This window comes from Micromonospora sp. DT228 (assembly GCF_049841595.1).
In the GTDB taxonomy this organism is placed as follows: domain Bacteria; phylum Actinomycetota; class Actinomycetes; order Mycobacteriales; family Micromonosporaceae; genus Micromonospora.
In genome coordinates, this window is record NZ_JBNCKO010000001.1 from 541,299 (window position 1) to 556,905 (window position 15,607).

14 protein-coding genes and 1 pseudogene are annotated in these 15,607 nt (G+C 71.8%); 8 read left to right on the forward strand and 7 right to left on the reverse strand.

Features of this window, described 5'->3' with window-relative positions:
- Window positions 1-100: 100 nt before the first annotated feature.
- Window positions 101-700, reverse strand: a complete 600-nt coding sequence (locus tag ACLQ29_RS02360) for a TetR/AcrR family transcriptional regulator (protein WP_425770009.1) — start codon at window positions 698-700, stop codon at window positions 101-103.
- On the opposite strand from ACLQ29_RS02360, the pseudogene ACLQ29_RS02365 reads away from it, so the two are divergent.
- From ACLQ29_RS02365 to ACLQ29_RS02380, 4 genes and pseudogenes are all read left to right on the forward strand, one after another.
- Window positions 687-926, forward strand: a pseudogene (locus ACLQ29_RS02365) (DoxX family protein); the annotation flags it as partial. The gene ACLQ29_RS02360 and the pseudogene ACLQ29_RS02365 sit on opposite strands and share 14 nt — an antisense overlap.
- Before the next feature lie 16 nt (window positions 927-942).
- Window positions 943-1,434: a MarR family winged helix-turn-helix transcriptional regulator gene (locus tag ACLQ29_RS02370; RefSeq protein WP_425770010.1), complete on the forward strand. Its 492-nt coding sequence runs from the start codon at window positions 943-945 to the stop codon at window positions 1,432-1,434.
- On the forward strand, window positions 1,428-3,161 hold the full coding sequence (locus ACLQ29_RS02375) for an ABC transporter ATP-binding protein (RefSeq protein WP_425770011.1): 1,734 nt from the start codon (window positions 1,428-1,430) through the stop codon (window positions 3,159-3,161). Before ACLQ29_RS02370 ends, ACLQ29_RS02375 begins: the two co-directional genes overlap by 7 nt.
- A gap of 164 nt (window positions 3,162-3,325) precedes the next feature.
- A complete protein-coding gene (locus tag ACLQ29_RS02380) occupies window positions 3,326-5,248 on the forward strand; it encodes an ABC transporter ATP-binding protein (RefSeq protein ID WP_425770158.1) in 1,923 nt (640 codons plus the stop codon).
- Window positions 5,249-5,354: 106 nt separating this feature from the next.
- Here ACLQ29_RS02380 and thrS read toward each other — a convergent pair whose 3' ends face one another.
- The gene (gene thrS / locus ACLQ29_RS02385) at window positions 5,355-6,572 is read right to left on the reverse strand and encodes a threonine--tRNA ligase (RefSeq protein WP_425770012.1); all 1,218 of its coding nucleotides are present in this window, start codon (window positions 6,570-6,572) and stop codon (window positions 5,355-5,357) included.
- Window positions 6,573-7,092: 520 nt separating this feature from the next.
- On the opposite strand from thrS, the gene ACLQ29_RS02390 reads away from it, so the two are divergent.
- Both ACLQ29_RS02390 and ACLQ29_RS02395 read left to right on the forward strand, forming a co-directional pair.
- Window positions 7,093-7,713 carry a DedA family protein gene (locus tag ACLQ29_RS02390; protein WP_425770013.1) on the forward strand — a complete coding sequence of 207 codons (621 nt, stop codon included), beginning with the start codon at window positions 7,093-7,095 and terminating at the stop codon, window positions 7,711-7,713.
- A 122-nt stretch (window positions 7,714-7,835) separates the two neighbouring features.
- Window positions 7,836-8,477: a DUF998 domain-containing protein gene (locus ACLQ29_RS02395; protein WP_425770014.1), complete on the forward strand. Its 642-nt coding sequence runs from the start codon at window positions 7,836-7,838 to the stop codon at window positions 8,475-8,477.
- A 43-nt stretch (window positions 8,478-8,520) separates the two neighbouring features.
- Here the strand turns inward: ACLQ29_RS02395 and ACLQ29_RS02400 are convergent, their stop codons facing one another.
- Window positions 8,521-9,924 (reverse strand): NAD(P)H-quinone dehydrogenase, encoded by a 1,404-nt coding sequence (locus tag ACLQ29_RS02400; RefSeq protein ID WP_393366335.1) that lies wholly within the window; start codon window positions 9,922-9,924, stop codon window positions 8,521-8,523.
- A 106-nt stretch (window positions 9,925-10,030) separates the two neighbouring features.
- Between ACLQ29_RS02400 and ACLQ29_RS02405 the strand changes: the two genes are divergently transcribed.
- Window positions 10,031-10,486, forward strand: coding sequence for a gamma-glutamylcyclotransferase (locus tag ACLQ29_RS02405; protein ID WP_130407236.1), 456 nt, complete (start codon window positions 10,031-10,033; stop codon window positions 10,484-10,486).
- Between the two features lie 75 nt (window positions 10,487-10,561).
- Here the strand turns inward: ACLQ29_RS02405 and ACLQ29_RS02410 are convergent, their stop codons facing one another.
- From ACLQ29_RS02410 to ACLQ29_RS02420, 3 genes are all read right to left on the reverse strand, one after another.
- Entirely contained in the window at window positions 10,562-11,305 is a 744-nt protein-coding gene (locus tag ACLQ29_RS02410) for an SCO6745 family protein (RefSeq protein ID WP_425770015.1), read from the reverse strand.
- A 105-nt stretch (window positions 11,306-11,410) separates the two neighbouring features.
- On the reverse strand, window positions 11,411-12,394 hold the full coding sequence (locus ACLQ29_RS02415) for a hypothetical protein (protein ID WP_425770016.1): 984 nt from the start codon (window positions 12,392-12,394) through the stop codon (window positions 11,411-11,413).
- 4 nt (window positions 12,395-12,398) lie between these two features.
- The gene (locus ACLQ29_RS02420) at window positions 12,399-13,031 is read right to left on the reverse strand and encodes an MBL fold metallo-hydrolase (RefSeq protein ID WP_425770017.1); all 633 of its coding nucleotides are present in this window, start codon (window positions 13,029-13,031) and stop codon (window positions 12,399-12,401) included.
- A gap of 113 nt (window positions 13,032-13,144) precedes the next feature.
- On the opposite strand from ACLQ29_RS02420, the gene ACLQ29_RS02425 reads away from it, so the two are divergent.
- A complete protein-coding gene (locus tag ACLQ29_RS02425) occupies window positions 13,145-14,110 on the forward strand; it encodes a DUF4349 domain-containing protein (RefSeq protein WP_425770018.1) in 966 nt (321 codons plus the stop codon).
- Here ACLQ29_RS02425 and ACLQ29_RS02430 read toward each other — a convergent pair.
- The gene (locus tag ACLQ29_RS02430) at window positions 14,067-15,323 is read right to left on the reverse strand and encodes an amidohydrolase (protein ID WP_425770019.1); all 1,257 of its coding nucleotides are present in this window, start codon (window positions 15,321-15,323) and stop codon (window positions 14,067-14,069) included. The two genes, ACLQ29_RS02425 and ACLQ29_RS02430, sit on opposite strands and share 44 nt — an antisense overlap.
- Between the last annotated feature and the right edge of the window lie 284 nt (window positions 15,324-15,607).

Genomic DNA, 15,607 nt, shown 5'->3' on the forward strand with positions numbered 1-15,607 from the left:
GCCGGACGGGCGGGCGCCTCGACGCGCCCGCCCGTCCGGTGGCTGCCGGAGCCGGTGCCGAGAGCAGAGCGGCTGTCGTTTCTCGGGGCGAGCGAGGGAATCATGCGCGATGCCCTCTCGGTGGATGATCATTTCCGGCAATCGGCTGGTCCGGCTGAAACGGTTCGCGCGCTAGGCGGCTCAGGACTCCGCGGGCCGCGTCCCGGGGGTTGTCGCCCACTCGGCCCGGGAGAGCCCCGGCCAGCCAGAGGGTCGCGAAGCCGTGCGCGATCGACCAGGCGGCGAGCGCGTCCCGGTCGGTGTCGGCGGGCGTGCCGCCGGAGGGCAGTGTTGCCACCTGGGACCGCAGTGCGGCACTGGCACGCTCCCGTGCGGCGATCAGCTCAGGGTCGTCGGCCCGGTACAGCTCGGGCCGGAACATCACCTCGAAGTGTGCGCGGTGTCGGACGGCGAAGTCGACGTACGCGACCCCGGCGGCCAGCAGGTCGTCACCCGCCGCCGCCAACTCCTGGGCCAGCAGGTCGAAGCCCTGGGTGGCGAGCGCGGTGCGCAGGCCGGCCTTGTCGCCGAAGTGGTGCGCGGGTGCGGCGTGCGAGACACCGGCCCGACGGGCCAGGTCACGCAGGCTCAGCGTGGCCTGCCCGTCCTCCTCGATCGCGTCGAGCGCGGCGGCGAGCAGGGATCTGCTGGTGACCCTCACCGGCGTCCTCGAACTCGTCGGCGCCGTCGGGCTGCTGATCCCGGCGACAGCCTGGCCGGCCGCAGCCGGGCTCGCCCTGCTCATGCTCGCCATGTTCCCCGCCAACGTGTCGGCCGCCCGCCGGAAGCTGACCCTCACCGGACGTCCGGTGACACCGCTCGCCCAGCGCACGGTCCTGCAGATCGTGTTCGTGGTCACGGCTGCGATTATTTCGTTTGGCCCCTGACTATCAGGGAGCTAAGGTGCTGACCGTGGATCTCGTCACTCTCAAGGATGTGCCGCTCGGCCGGCTCTTGGTGGTGGCCGCGCACCTCGTCGGACAGCGGTGGAACCGCTACCTCGCCGAGGATCACGGCCTCACCCACGCCGGCATGGTGACCCTGATGACGCTCGCCCGGCACGGCGAGTTGCCCCACCGGGAGGTCGCCGAGAAGGGCTTCGTCCGCCCGGCGACCCTCACCGGCATCGTGGACACGCTGGCCCGCGAAGGCCTCGTCGAGCGGCAGCGCGACGACAGCGACCGGCGCAGCGTCCGACTCGCGATCACCCCCGCCGGCCGGGACCGAATCGCGGCGCTCACCGCCGTTATCCAATCTGGACACCCACTCACCTCGGTCGACGCCGACCCGGCGAAGGCACAGGTGATCCGGGAGTTCCTGCTAGAGGTCATCGGCAGCGGGGACGACCCGCGGATGACCGGCCGCCCTACCGAGCCGAAGGACCCGGCGTGCTGATCCGACTGTTGCGCGGCCAACTGCGCACCTACAAACGACAGTTGCTGGCGGTGGTGCTGCTCCAGTTCGTGGGCACCATGGCCTCGCTCTACCTGCCCAGCCTCAACGCCGACATCATCGACAAGGGCGTGGCGCGGGGCGACACCGACTACATCGTGCACACCGGCGGGTGGATGCTGCTGGTCAGCCTGATCCAGATCGTCTGTTCGATCGCCGCGGTCTACCTGGGCGCACGAATCGCGATGGGCTTCGGCCGGGACGTCCGGGCCACGCTGTTCGGGCACGTCAACCGCTTCTCCGCCCGCGAGGTGGCCCGGTTCGGGGCACCCTCGCTGATCACCCGCAACACCAACGACGTGCAACAGGTGCAGATGCTCGTCCTGATGAGCTGCACCATGCTGGTCGCCGCCCCGATCATGAGCGTTGGCGGCGTGGTGATGGCGCTGCGCGAGGACGTCGGACTCTCCTGGCTGATGCTGGTCAGCGTGCCGGTCCTGGCCATCACGCTCGGCGCGATCATCCGTCGGATGGTGCCGGGCTTCCGGCTGATGCAGACCCGCATCGACACGGTCAACCGGGTGCTGCGCGAGCAGATCACCGGCATCCGGGTCGTCCGCGCGTTCGTTCGCGAGCCGTACGAGACGGACCGGTTCGGCGTCGCCAACGCCGACCTGACCGCCACCGCGCTGCGGACCGGCCGGTTGCTGGCGCTGATCTTCCCGGTGGTCATGCTGGTGTTGAACGTGTCCAGCGTGGCGGTCCTCTGGTTCGGCGCGCAGCGGGTCGACTCGGGCGCGATCGAGATCGGCGCGCTCACCGCGTTCCTGCAGTACCTGATGCAGATCCTGATGGCCGTGATGATGGCCACCTTCATGCTGATGATGGTGCCCCGGGCCGCGGTCTGCGCCGAGCGGATCGTCGAGGTGCTGGACACCGAATCCTCGGTGGTCCCCGCCGCCAAGCCGGTCAGCGAGCTGGCCACCCGGGCCGAGTTGGAGCTGCGCGGGGTGCGCTTCCAGTACCCCGGCGCGGTCGAGCCGGTGCTGCGCGACATCTCCTTCCGGGCCACCCCGGGCAGCACCACGGCGATCATCGGCAGCACCGGCGCCGGCAAGACGACACTGCTGTCGCTGATTCCCCGCCTGGTCGACGTCACCGCCGGCGCGGTGCTCGTCGACGGGGTGGACGTGCGTGAGCTGGCGCCGGACGAGCTGTGGCGGCGGATCGGCCTGGTGCCGCAGCGGCCGTACCTGTTCACCGGGACGGTCGCCAGCAACCTGCGCTACGGCAACCCGGACGCCACCGACGAGGAGCTGTGGGCGGCACTGGAGATCGCCCAGGCCCGGGACTTCGTGGCCCAGATGCCCGGCGGCCTGGAGGCACCGATCGCCCAGGGCGGCACCACCGTCTCCGGTGGGCAGCGGCAACGCCTGGCCATCGCGCGGGCGCTGGTCCGGCAACCGGAGATCTACCTCTTCGACGACTCGTTCTCGGCGCTCGACCTGGGCACCGACGCGCGGCTGCGAGCCGCCCTGCGGCCGGTCACCGCGCAGTCGGCGGTGGTGATCGTGGCCCAACGGGTCTCCACGATCATCGACGCCGACCAGATCATCGTTCTGGAGAACGGAGGGGTCGTCGGAGTGGGACGACACGCGGAACTGTTGGAGACCTGCCCGACGTACGCCGAGATCGTGGCGTCCCAGCAGACGACGGAGGTGGCGGCGTGAGCGAGCGCGACGAGCCGCGGACCGCGGCCGTACCCAGTCAGAAGCCGGCCGGCGACGAGCGGACGCCCGGAGGGGACGCGGCGCCCGCCGGAGGAGGCGCGGTGACGCCGAAGCGGCTGCCGCCCGGCCGTCCGGGCGGTGGTCCGCCGTGGATGAGTGCCGGGATGCCCGCCGAGAAGTCGATGAACTTCGGGCCGTCCGCCCGCCGGTTGCTCGGCCGGCTGCGTTCGCACCGACTGCACCTGGCCGCGATCATCACGTTGGCCGTGGTGAGCGTCGGGTTCAGCGTGGCCGGCCCGAAGATCCTCGGCCACGCCACCGACCTGATCTTCACGGGGGTGATCGGCCGGGGCCTGACCGCCGGCACCACCGTCGAGCAGGCCGTCGCCGCGGAGCGGGCCAGCGGCAACGACAGTTTCGCCGACATGCTGACCCGGATGGACGTGGTGCCCGGCGTGGGCATCGACTTCACCGCCCTGGGGTGGGTGCTGCTGCTGGCGCTCGGGCTCTACCTGGCCGCGAGCGTGCTGGCCTGGTGGCAGGGCTGGCTGCTCAACGGGGTGGTTCAGCGCACCGTGCTGCGGCTGCGTGCCGAGGTGGAGGAAAAACTCAACCGGCTGCCGCTGCCGTACTTCGACAGGCAGCCCCGTGGCGAGCTGCTCAGTCGGGTCACCAACGACATCGACAACATCTCGACAAGCCTCCAGCAGACGCTGAGCCAGCTGCTCACCTCACTGCTGACCGTCATCGGCGTGCTGGCCGCGATGTTCTGGATCTCACCACTGCTGGCCCTGGTGGCCCTGGTCGCGGTGCCGCTGTCGGTGCTCGTCACCCAGCGCATCGCCAAGCGCTCGCAGAAGCAGTTCATCGCCCAGTGGACCCACACCGGTGAGTTGAACGGCCAGATCGAGGAGGCGTACACCGGTCATGAGCTGGTGAAGGTCTTCGGCCGGCAGCGTGAGGTGGAGGCCGCGTTCCACGCGAAGAACGAGGAGCTGTTCCGGGCGAGCTTCGGGGCGCAGTTCGTCTCCGGGATCATCATGCCGTCGATGATGTTCATCGGAAACCTGAGCTACGTGGCGATCGCCGTGATCGGTGGGCTGCGGGTCGCCTCCGGCACGATGAGCCTTGGCGACGTGCAGGCGTTCATCCAGTACTCCCGGCAGTTCACCCAGCCGCTCACCCAACTGGCCTCGATGGCCAACCTGCTCCAGTCCGGGGTGGCCTCGGCCGAGCGGGTCTTCGCGGTGCTCGACGCCGACGAGCAGACCCCCGACCCGGTCGAGCCGGCCCGGGTCACCGACCCGCACGGGCGGGTCGAGTTCGAGCACGTCTCGTTCCGCTACGAGCGGGACAAGCCGCTGATCGACGACCTGTCGCTGGTCGCCGAGCCGGGGCACACGGTGGCGATCGTCGGCCCGACCGGCGCCGGCAAGACCACGCTCGTCAACCTGGTCATGCGTTTCTACGAGCTGGACGCCGGCCGGATCACGCTCGACGGGGTGGACATCACGACGTTGCGCCGCGACGACCTGCGCGGCCGGATCGGCATGGTGCTGCAGGACACCTGGCTCTTCGGCGGCACCATCCGCGACAACATCGCCTACGGGCGGCCGGACGCCACCGAGGAGGAGATCCTCGCCGCGGCTCGGGCCACGTTCGTGGACCGGTTCGTGCGCAGCCTGCCGGACGGCTACGACACGGTCATCGACGAGGAGGGCAGCAACGTCAGCGCCGGCGAGAAGCAGCTCATCACCATCGCCCGCGCGTTCCTCGCCGAGCCGTCGCTGCTGATCCTGGACGAGGCCACCAGCTCGGTGGACACCCGTACCGAGGTGCTGCTGCAACGGGCGATGGCCGCGCTGCGTTCGGACCGGACCAGCTTCGTCATCGCGCACCGGCTCTCCACCATCCGCGACGCCGACCTGATCCTGATGATGGAGGACGGCCGGATCGTCGAGCAGGGCACCCACGAGCAACTGCTCGCCGCCCACGGCGCGTACCACCGGCTCTACCGCTCCCAGTTCACCGGCGGGGTGACCGACGAGGAACCGGCCGACCCCGCCGCCCAGCCGGCCTCGGTCTAAGGCCTGTTTCATGAGGGCGGCCAGTTCTCATGGAACAGGCCTGAGGCGGGTCGCCGCCGTGCGCGCCACGCGACCGGCGGCGACCCACCCCAGCTCGGCGGGTGGGTCAGCCCGCCGGGAGCAGCTCGGTGGCACGGGCGGCGACCTGCCCGCCGATCAGGGCCAACGCCTCGTCGGCGGGCATCGGGTCCAGGGCCCGGCCGCCACGCAGGCGCAGCGCGAGGCGGCCGTCGGCCGCCTCCCGGGCACCCAACACCCCGAGGTACGGGACGCGGCGGCGGGCCGCGTCCCGGATCCGGGCACCCAACGAGCCGTGGCCGTCCACCTCGACCCGCAGGCCGGCGTCGACGGCCCGACGGGCCAGGTCGGCCGCCGCGTCGGCCTGCCCGTCGTCGACCGGCAGCAGCACCAGTTGGACAGGCGCGTACCAGGCCGGGAAGGCGCCCTCGTGCACCTCGATCAGGTACGCGAAGAGCCGCTCCATGCTGCCGACCAGGCTGCGGTGCACCATCACCGGTCGACGCCGGCTGCCGTCCGAGTCGGTGTACGACAGGTTGAACCGTTCCGGCTTGTCGAAGTCGAGCTGGATGGTGGAGATGGTCGACTCCCGACCAGCCGCGTCGACGATCTGAATGTCGATCTTCGGGCCGTAGAAGGCGGCCTCGCCCGGCGCCTCGACGTACTCCACCCCGGCCAGCGCCCCCCGGAGCAGCTCCTCCGCGTGGGCCCACTGCGCGTCGTCGCCGACATACTTCTCCCCCGGCCCGCGCAACGAGAGCCGGAAGCCGGCCGGGCGGACGCCGAGCGCGGCGTGCGCGGCGCGGATCAGCCGGAGGATCTCGACGACCTCCCCGCCCACCTGCTCGGGGGCGCAGAAGGTGTGCGCGTCGTTGAGCGAGATGGCCCGTACCCGGGCCAGCCCGCCGAGCACCCCGGAGCGCTCCGAGCGGTACATTCCGCCCAGCTCCGCGATCCGCAGCGGCAACTCCCGGTAGGAGCGGCCCCGGGCCCGGAAGACCAGGGCGTGGTGCGGGCAGAGGGCGGGGCGGAGCACGAACTCGTCGTCGGCGCTCAGCCGCATCGGCGGAAACATGTCGTCGGCGAAGTAGCCGAGGTGCCCGGAGAGTTCGAAGAGTTCGCGCTTGCCCAGCGGGGGCGAGTAGACGTGCTGGTGACCGGAGCCGCGCTCCAACTCCCGGACGTACTCCTCGACGGCGTGCCGGGCCGCGGCGCCGGCCGGCAGCCAGATCGGCAGGCCGGCGCCGGCCAGCGGATCGGAGACGAAGAGGTCCAGCTCACGGCCGAGCCTACGGTGGTCGATCATGTCGGGCTCCTGGATCGGGTACGACCCGGAGGCGACCTGGGCTCCGTTCGGCGCGTGGCCCTCGGGGGCGGATCGCCCCGGGGCCTGGTCGACTGTGGTTACGTCAGAGCGGCACGCCGGGGATTCCCGGCGTCGTGGTCACCACTACCGCGCTGCGCATACGGCGACCGTACTCGCGGGGCAACCGGGGACGCACCCGGATTTACGGCGGCGAGCAGAGAGGTGGGCCGCCGGCGCGGGACCCGCCGGCGGCCCTGGCGGCCCGAATCGTCAGGAACGGGGGACCCGACGGGCATGGGCCGCGCCCGTCAACGGTACGCCGACGTAGGCCGATCCGCCGACCGGTACCGGACGGGTGGGACAAGCGGCGAACCCGTCACCCGAGATCGGTCGACCTCGTTGTACCCGGGTGGCCCCCGTCGTGTCGACCGTCACGACGGGCCGGGCCTGTCCTCGGTGACGCCGGACACGCCGTCAGGCTCAAGACACCCAATCGGCCGCATTCGGCGAGGTGGCAGGCGTGCCCGAACTACTGACTGACGTCGCATCGCCGACGTGGGCGTACCTGGTGCTGCTCGCCCTGCTGATCGCGGACGCCTTCGTTCCGGTGATCCCCACCCAGATCATCATGATCACCAGTGGGGCGCTGACCGTCTACGGCGGGCTCAACCTGCCGGTCACCATCGCCGTCGGCGCACTCGGTGTCTTCGCTGGGGACCTGGCCTGCTACCTGCTCGGACGGGTCGCACCGGACCGACGGCCACCCCGGCACGCCGAGCTGAGCCGGGCCCGCCGGATGGCCAGTCGGGTGACCCAGGGGCTCCGCCAACCCGGACCGCTCGTCATCCTGCTCTGCCGGTTCGTGCCCGGTGGTCGGATGGCGGCCTGCTTCTCGGCCGGCCGCAGCCGCTACCCGTACCGGCTGTTCGTGCTCTACGAGGCCGTCGCCGCGCTGGGCTGGGCCACCTACGGCGCGCTGGTGGGGCACCTCGGCGGCACCGCGCTCACCGAGTCGGCGTGGCGACTGGCCATCATCGCCACCGCCGCCGCGGCCGGCTTCGCCGCGGCGGGATGGGCGATGACTCTGGTCAGCGCCCGCCACGCCCGCGCCGCCGCCGCGGTGGACGTCCCCATCGACTGAGTGTCGGCCCGTCGGCCCCGCAAGATTGCCTGCAACTGGCGTACCTCTAGGGGTGGCCTCTCGGGGCGATGTCGGTGGGCTTCCCGGATCCGGTTCGGGTGCCCTCGGCGACAGGCTGAGGCATGCCCGTTACCCGGAACACCGGCCTGCTGGCCCTCGGCGGGATCGCCCTGGCGGCCCTGCTCACCGTGATCGGTCACCTCGAAGTCAACAACGACCTCAACCCGTGGGCGCTGACCATCAGCGACTTCGCGGTCTCCGACCGGGGCGGTGTCATCGACGTCGCCATGGTGGTGCTGGCGCTCGCCACGGTGGCGCTGCTGTGGGGGCTGCGCCGCACCGGCCCACCCCGACCGCGCGCCGGGACCGCGGAGGTGCTGCTCAGCGCGTGGGCGGGCGGGCTGCTGCTGGCCGCGGTCGTGCCGACGAACGAGCCGGGCACCGCCATGACCACGGCGGCCTACCTGCACCGGTACGCCTCGGTCGTCGCGTTCCTGGCGCTGCCGGTCGGCGGCTGGCTGCTCGCCCGCCGGCCGGATCTGGCCACGGCGGCCCGGACGCTGCGCACCCTCGTCCTGCTCAGCCTGGCCCTGGCGGCGGCCATGATCTGGTCCGCCTACCCCGGCGACCGGGCGCTCATCGGCCTGGCCGAACGCCTGCTCATCCTCACCGAGGTAGCGGTCCTCGCCACGGTGGCGGTCACCCAGACCCGAGCCGTCGATCATGGAGTGGTGGTGCGCCACAAGAGGGACGTGACGGTGTGAACCGACCACCACAACTCCATGATCTACCCGAGGGGGAGGGGGGTTACTCCAGCTCGTGGAGCATTAGCTGGCGGGCCGCTTCCGTGATGGAGCCGGAGAGGCTTGGGTAGATGGTGATGGTCTGGGCCAGCTCGTTGACCGTCAGGTTGTTCTCCACGGCCATGGTGATGGGCAGGATCAGCTCGCTGGCCTTCGGCGCGACCACCACACCGCCGATCACCTGGCCGCTGGCCGGCCGGCAGAACAACTTCACGAAACCGTCGGAGAGATCGTCCATCTTCGCCCGGGCGTTGCCGGACAACGGCAGCATCACCTGCCGGGCCGGGGTCTTGCCCGCGTCCACCTCGTCCTGCGAGACGCCCACGGTGGCCAGCTCCGGGTCGGTGAAGACGTTCGCCGCGACGGTCCGCAGCCGCAGCGGACGCACCGCCTCGCCGAGCGCGTGCCACATGGCGATCCGGCCCTGCATCGCGGCGACACTTGCCAGCAGCAGCACACCGGTGCAGTCACCGGCGGCGTAGATGCCGGGCACGTTGGTCCGGGAGGCCCGGTCGACGGTCACGTAGCCGCCCCGGCCCAACTCGACCCCGTACTCGGTCAGGCCCAGGTTCGCCGTGTTCGGGATCGACCCGACGGTGATCAGCGCGTGCGAGCCGGTGACCCGGCGGCCGTCGGACAGCTCCACCTCGACGCCGTCGGCGGTACGCCGGACCGCGTCGGCCCGGGAGTTGTTGAGGATCTCCATGCCCCGGTTGCGGAACACCCGCTCGATCGCCGACGCGGCGTCGGCATCCTCGTGCGGCATCACCCGGTCCCGGCTGGACACCAGGGTGACCTGGACCCCCATGGCCAGGTACGCGCTCGCGAACTCCGCTCCGGTGACACCCGAGCCGACCACGATCAGGTGCTCGGGCAGCTCCGGCAGGTCGTACACCTGACGCCAGGTCAGGATGCGCTCACCGTCCGGTACGGCGGTGGGCAACTGGCGGGGTGTCGAGCCGGTGGCCACCAGCACGGTGGTCGCCGCGATGGAGTATTCCTCCGTGCCGTCGGCGGGCGTCACGACGACCCGGTGGGTGTGCCCGAGGGCGTCCTCGCCGAGCCGGGCGGTGCCGGCCACGAATGTGACGCCGGCCTTGAGCAGCTTGGCGTGGATGTCGGCGGACTGCGCCAACGCCAGACGCTTGACCCGCTCGTGCACGGCCCGCGCGTCGACGGTGACCGCCTCCAGGCCGTCCGAGTGCACCCCGAACTCCTCGGTGTCCCGATAACCGGTCACCACTTGCGAGCTGGCGATGAAGGTCTTCGACGGCACGCAGTCGGAGAGCACGCAGGCCCCGCCGGCACCGTCGGCCTCCACGACTGTGACATCGGCGTCCAGTTGAGCGGCGACCAGGGCCGCCTCGTACCCGGCCGGCCCCCCACCGATGATCACGATCCGGCTCACAGCGTTCGCCCTTCGTCCAATTTCACAGTGACTTTGTTCTCCTGAGCGCATTCGACACGCACTGTCGTATTCTCCCCCACCCGTCCGCCGGGCTATCGTCATCGCCGTGCGTCATCACGCCGCCTACGGCTCAAATCTCGACCCTGCCCGGATGCGCGCCTACTGTCCGCATTCGCCGATGGTGGGCACCGGCTGGCTGGAAGGCTGGCGGCTGACCTTCGCCGGGGCGGACGTGATCGGCTGGGAGGGCGCGGTGAGCACCCTCGTCGAGTCGCCCGGTGACCGGGTCTTCGTCGCGCTCTACGACATCCACCCGTACGACGCCGGCCAGCTCGACGAGATCGAGGGAGTGACCGCCGGCACGTACCGCAAGCTGCACGTCCGGGTCTCCACCCTCGACGGCGACGTGACCGCGTGGATCTACGTCTTCAACGGGTACGAGGGCGGCCTGCCGACCTCGTGGTATCTCTCCGAGATCGCGAACGCCGCCGAGAAGGCGGGCGCCCCGGACGACTACGTCACCGAGTTGCGCTCCCGCCCCACCGGCACCGCGTCGGCGTAACAGCGCGTATCGCACCTCCCCAGTCTGCTACCGCCGCGCACCGGAACGCGGGTTGGGTGCGACCGGGGTCGGCAATCACACACCGGCGGCGAGGTCGGCCCGGGTGCGGTGCAGCAACTCGACAAGCTCGATGCCGGCAGCCGGGCCGAGGGCCGTGAACGCCGGCGCGACGAGACGGTTGGTCACCGCCTCCGCCCAGAGTCGCCGGCGCACCAACGGCCCGATCGGCGGGTAGGGCGGCGGCCAGCCGCAGGCCACCGCCCCGGCCTCCCCCTCCGGCCCGGACAGCACGGCCTCCAGCGGGGTCATCCCGGCGGCGCGTACCGCCAGCAGGTAGGCGCCTGTGAAGTGTTCCCGGAGCAGTCGCAGCCCGGCGGCAGCGCGGGCCCCGGCGGAGAGATCCGGCAGCGGCATGGCCCGCCACGCGGCGAAGAGCGGCATGGCGCTGGCGTCCGCCGCCACCACCGCCCGCTCGACGAGCACCGCCAGGCGTTCGGTGGCGGGCAGGGCGTCGAGCCGCTGCGCGCCCCACCGGCAACACTCGGCGAGGCTCGCTGCCGCCACCTCGACCGGCGAGACGATCCGGGCAGCGGCGTCCCACCCGTCGGCGACCGCGTCCGGGGCGATGAACCCGAGCGCCGCGGCGGCCGTCTCGGCCCTGACGTCGCCGAGCGCGCCGGCCCGGCCACTGATGTAGAACGCCCAGCCGGAGATGCCGAGCAGCCGGGCACGGCGCAGCGTGGCCGGGTCCCGGGTGAACGCGTCGCCGAGGTCGAGCACGACCGGCTTGCTGGCGGCAGCGACCTGCTCCGGTGTCATCCGAGCGGCCCTCTCGGGCAACCCGATCCGTCGACCACGACGAGGCCCCGATCCGGGGTCACCCGCCCTGGACGGCCCGCACACTCGTCGTCGTCCATCGATTGTTCAGTCTGCCGCGCCACCGCCGGCGTCCGCATTCCCCTCTTCGGCCGCCAACGCCTCCACCGCCGCCTCGACCTCGCCCGCGCGCCGCCGCGCCACGGTGACCGCACGTTCGGCGGCCCGCCGCGCGAGTTTGGCCCGGCTGAGATCCTGCTCGGCGACCGCCCGCCGCCGCTCCAGTTCGGCCAGTTCGGCCTCGATCCCATCGAGTACGGCGGCATCGTCCCGTTCCTGTCCGGCCGCCTCGGCCAGCTCGGCCTCCGCGCGTTGCTGGTCGGTGCGGGCCTGGGCCAACTCCCGATCCAGGGCACGACGTTGCCGGGCCCGCTCGGCGCGGGCGGCCCGCTGCGCCGTCCGCTCGGCCTGCTCGGCGCGCTCCGCGGCCCGATCGGGGCGGGCTACCGCCTCGGGACGCCCTCGCTGGGCACCCGGTCCACGGGCCGGGCGCTCCTCCTCGGGCTCCTCGTCGTCGGCGGTGACCAACCTGAGCTGCGGCCGGGGCACCTCACCGAAGCCGGCGTAGCTGGCCGCCCGGAGCAGGCGGCCGGCCCGGACCTGCTCGGCGACCTCGACGTCGGAGAACGCCGCGTTCAGTGTCGACTCCACCTCGGCCAGCGGAAGCCGACCGGCCGGTGGCGCGTCCGGCTCCGCCGCGGCGAGCTTGCGGACCTCGGCGACCAGGGCGCCGACCACCGCCCGGCGCTGCGCGGACAACTCCCGTAGTCGGGGCCCGCGCAGCTCCCGCTGGGCCGTCCGCAGCGCGTCGGCCAACTGGACCAGGTCGGCGACCAACTCCGGACGTGTGATGGCGAGCAGGTTCACCAGCCAGGCCGCCACCGTCGGGCGACGCAGCCGGGCCAACTGTCGGGCGGCGCCCGGATCGCCAGCACGGCGGGCCTCGGCCACGGCGGCGTCCCGGGCGGCCACGAACCGGTCCGGTGGGATGCGGTAGAGCTGCTGCACCAGCTCCGCTGAGGGGCCCGGCATCGCCTCAGACGTCCACCCGGCTACCGGGTTCCAGCCGCTGGTACTCGGTGCCGGACAGCGCGGTGTACTGCCCGTTCAGCACGCGCAGACCGTTGTCGTTGAGCAGGCCGTCGTGCAGGGCGTACGCCCGCCGGGGCGCGACCGCGCGGATGAAGTCGAGCACCTCGGAGAACTTCGACCAGGGGGCGTGGATCGGCGCGAAGAGCGTGTCGACGGGTGTCTCGTCGGGCACCACCAGGGAGTCGCCCGGGTGGTAGACCACGTCGTTGATCAGGTAGCCGAGGTTGTCCACCACCGGGATGTCGGGGTGGATCACGGCGTGTCGCCCCCCGTACGCCCGGACGGCGACCCCGGCGGCGGTGAACGACTCACCGGGGGTGACCGGGCGCAGCGCCTCGGCCGCGTCGCCCAGGGTCTCGGCGAGCGAGGCGGGCCCGTAGATCGGGAACGGCTGCCTGTCGAGTTGCCGGCGCACCGCGGCCTGGTCGAGGTGATCGGCGTGCAGGTGGGTGATCAGCACCGCGTCCGCGCCGTCCAACGCCGTCGCGGAGTCGCTGAACACCCCGGGGTCGACGACGAGCACTCCCCCGTCGTGTTCCACCCGGAGGCAGGAGTGGGCGTACTTGGTGAGCCGCATCGTGACTCCTCGATTATCGAATCGTGATGTCCTCAGCGCAGTCTGCCGGAACCAGCCGACGTGTGCGCCGCGTCCGAGCTATCGCCACACCGGACGACAACGAGGGAGCGGGGATGGACGGACAGGTAATACGACACCGCGGCAGACTGCTGGCGGTGACCGCACTGGCGGCGGCGCTGGTGTTGACCGGCTGCGGGGCCGACGACAGCGGGACTGCGGACAAGGCGGTCGCCCCCGCGGTGGCCCACGGCGACGCCGCTCAGCGGGACAACGCGGCGGCAGCACCCGAGGTCGCCGGTGAACCGCAGAAGGGCGGGGCCGGGCAGGCCGGCACCGGGGCGCCGGACCTGCGCGTCGACCAGCGGGCCATCATCTACACCGGTTCGATGCGGGTGCAGGTGGACGATGTGGACGGCGAGGCCCGCGAGGTGAGCGCCCTGGTCACCCGCTCCGGTGGCTTCATCGGCGGTGACCAGCGGCGCAGCGCCGGCGCCGACGCGGTGGCCGAGTTGCAGTTGCGGGTGCCGGCGGAGAAGTTCACAGCCGTGGTGGACGAGATCGCGAAGCGCGGCAGCCAGCAGAGCCGGGAGATCAGCACCGAGGACGCCACCGAGGCGATCGTCGACCTCGACGCGCGTATCACCAGTCAGCGGGCCCGGGTGGAGAGCGCCCGCCGGTTGCTGGCCCGCGCCAGCTCGATCACCGACCTGGTGTCGTTGGAGAACGAGTTGGGCCGCCGCGAGGCCGACCTGGCGTCGCTGGAGGCCAAGAAGCGGCGACTGGCCGACCTGACCGCCCTCTCCACGATCACCGTGACACTTGTCGGGCCGGCGGCGAAGGCCACCGAGGAGAAGGCCGAGAGCGGCTTCCTGGTCGGGCTCAAGGGCGGCTGGAAGGCGTTCGTCGCCTCGTTGACCGTCCTGCTCACCGTGCTGGGGGCGCTGTTGCCGTGGCTCGTGGCGTTCGGCGTACCGGTGGCGGCGCTGCTGCTGGTGCTGCGCCGCCGGAGGAAGGCCCCGGTCGTGACCGCTGGAGTCAGCGCGCCGCCGCCAGTGCCCGCAGCGCGGTCTGCACCATGACGCGGACGCCCGCGTGGATCGCCCGCTCGTCCACGTCGAAGCTTGCCCGGTGCAGGTCGACGTTGGGACCCGAGCGGCCCACACCGAGCCGGGCGAGGGCGCCGGGGACGTACTCCAGATACCAGGAGAAGTCCTCGCCGCCCATGCTCTGCGGCGTCTCGGCGATGCCGTCCGGGCCGAGCGCGGCGGCGGTGGCCGCGGTCAACACCTGGATGGCCCGGGCGTCGTTGCTGACCGGCGGCCGGCCGCGCAGGTATTCCAGGTCGACGGTGGCGCCGGTCGGCGCGATCACGTCCCGGACCACCTGAGCGACGATCTTGGGTGCCTGCTCCCAGGTGTCGCGGTCCATCACCCGCAGGGTGCCGGAGGCGCTCGCCTCGGAGGGGATGACGTTGTAGCGGGTGCCGGCCGAGGCGTGGCCGAAGACCAGCAGCAGACCACTGTTGGCCGGCACCCGGCGGCTGACCAGGGCGGGCACCTCGGTGACCAACCGGCCGAGCGCGTCGACCAGGTCGACGGTCAGGTGCGGCCGGGCGGTGTGCCCACCCGGGCCGGAGAGCCGGACGGTGACGTTGTCGGCGGCTGCGGTGATCGGGCCGACCCGCAGGCCGACCCGCCCCACCGGCAGGTTCGGGTCGCAGTGCAGCGCGAAGATCTGCACCACGTCGTCCAGGCCGCCGGCCTCGATGACCTCCAGCGAGCCGCAGGGCAGGATCTCCTCGGCCGGCTGGAAGATGAGTCGGACCCGCCCGTCCAGCTCACCCAGGTCGGCGAGCTGGGCCAGCAGCATGCCGACGCCCAGCAGGATCGTGGTGTGCACGTCGTGCCCGCAGGCGTGGCAGACGCCCTCCACCGTCGACCGGTAGGGCACGTCCTTGAGGTCGTCGAGGGGCAGGGCGTCGATGTCGGCGCGCAGCGCGACCACGGGGCCGTCCGGCCGGCCGTTGACGTCACAGATCACACCGTTGCCCTTGGGCAGCAGGCGCGGGTTGAGCCCGGCCAGCGAGAGCTCCCGGGCGATCAGGGCAGCCGTCTCGAACTCGTTGCCGGAGAGCTCTGGGTGCGAGTGGAGGTGACGGCGCGTAGCGATCAGCCCCGGGACCCGGAGGGCGAGGAGGTGGTCCAGTTCGCCGGGCAGCGGCTGGGACCCGGGCGGCGTCTCCAGCCAGGACGCCAGCTGGCCACCCGTGGGCAACGTCAACGCACTCGTCACGTCGAATTCTCGATCACTAGAGATGGATGGATCATCGGGGACAGCAGACAGCCTAGACCTCCGACGGTGACGCTGCGCAACCTCGTTACGGTAATGATCAGATCGCGCAGCGTCAGATATGCCCTGTTCGGAGCGCTCGGAGATGTGTGGGACAGCAGGTAGATCGCTGTCGAACGCCGACATCCGCCCCTCACCTCCTACAACGCGTAACCGATCGCGGCGGCTCAGAATCTGGCGGAACGCGCGCGGATGCTGGTGCAAATTGTCGCATTAGTCGGGGTGAT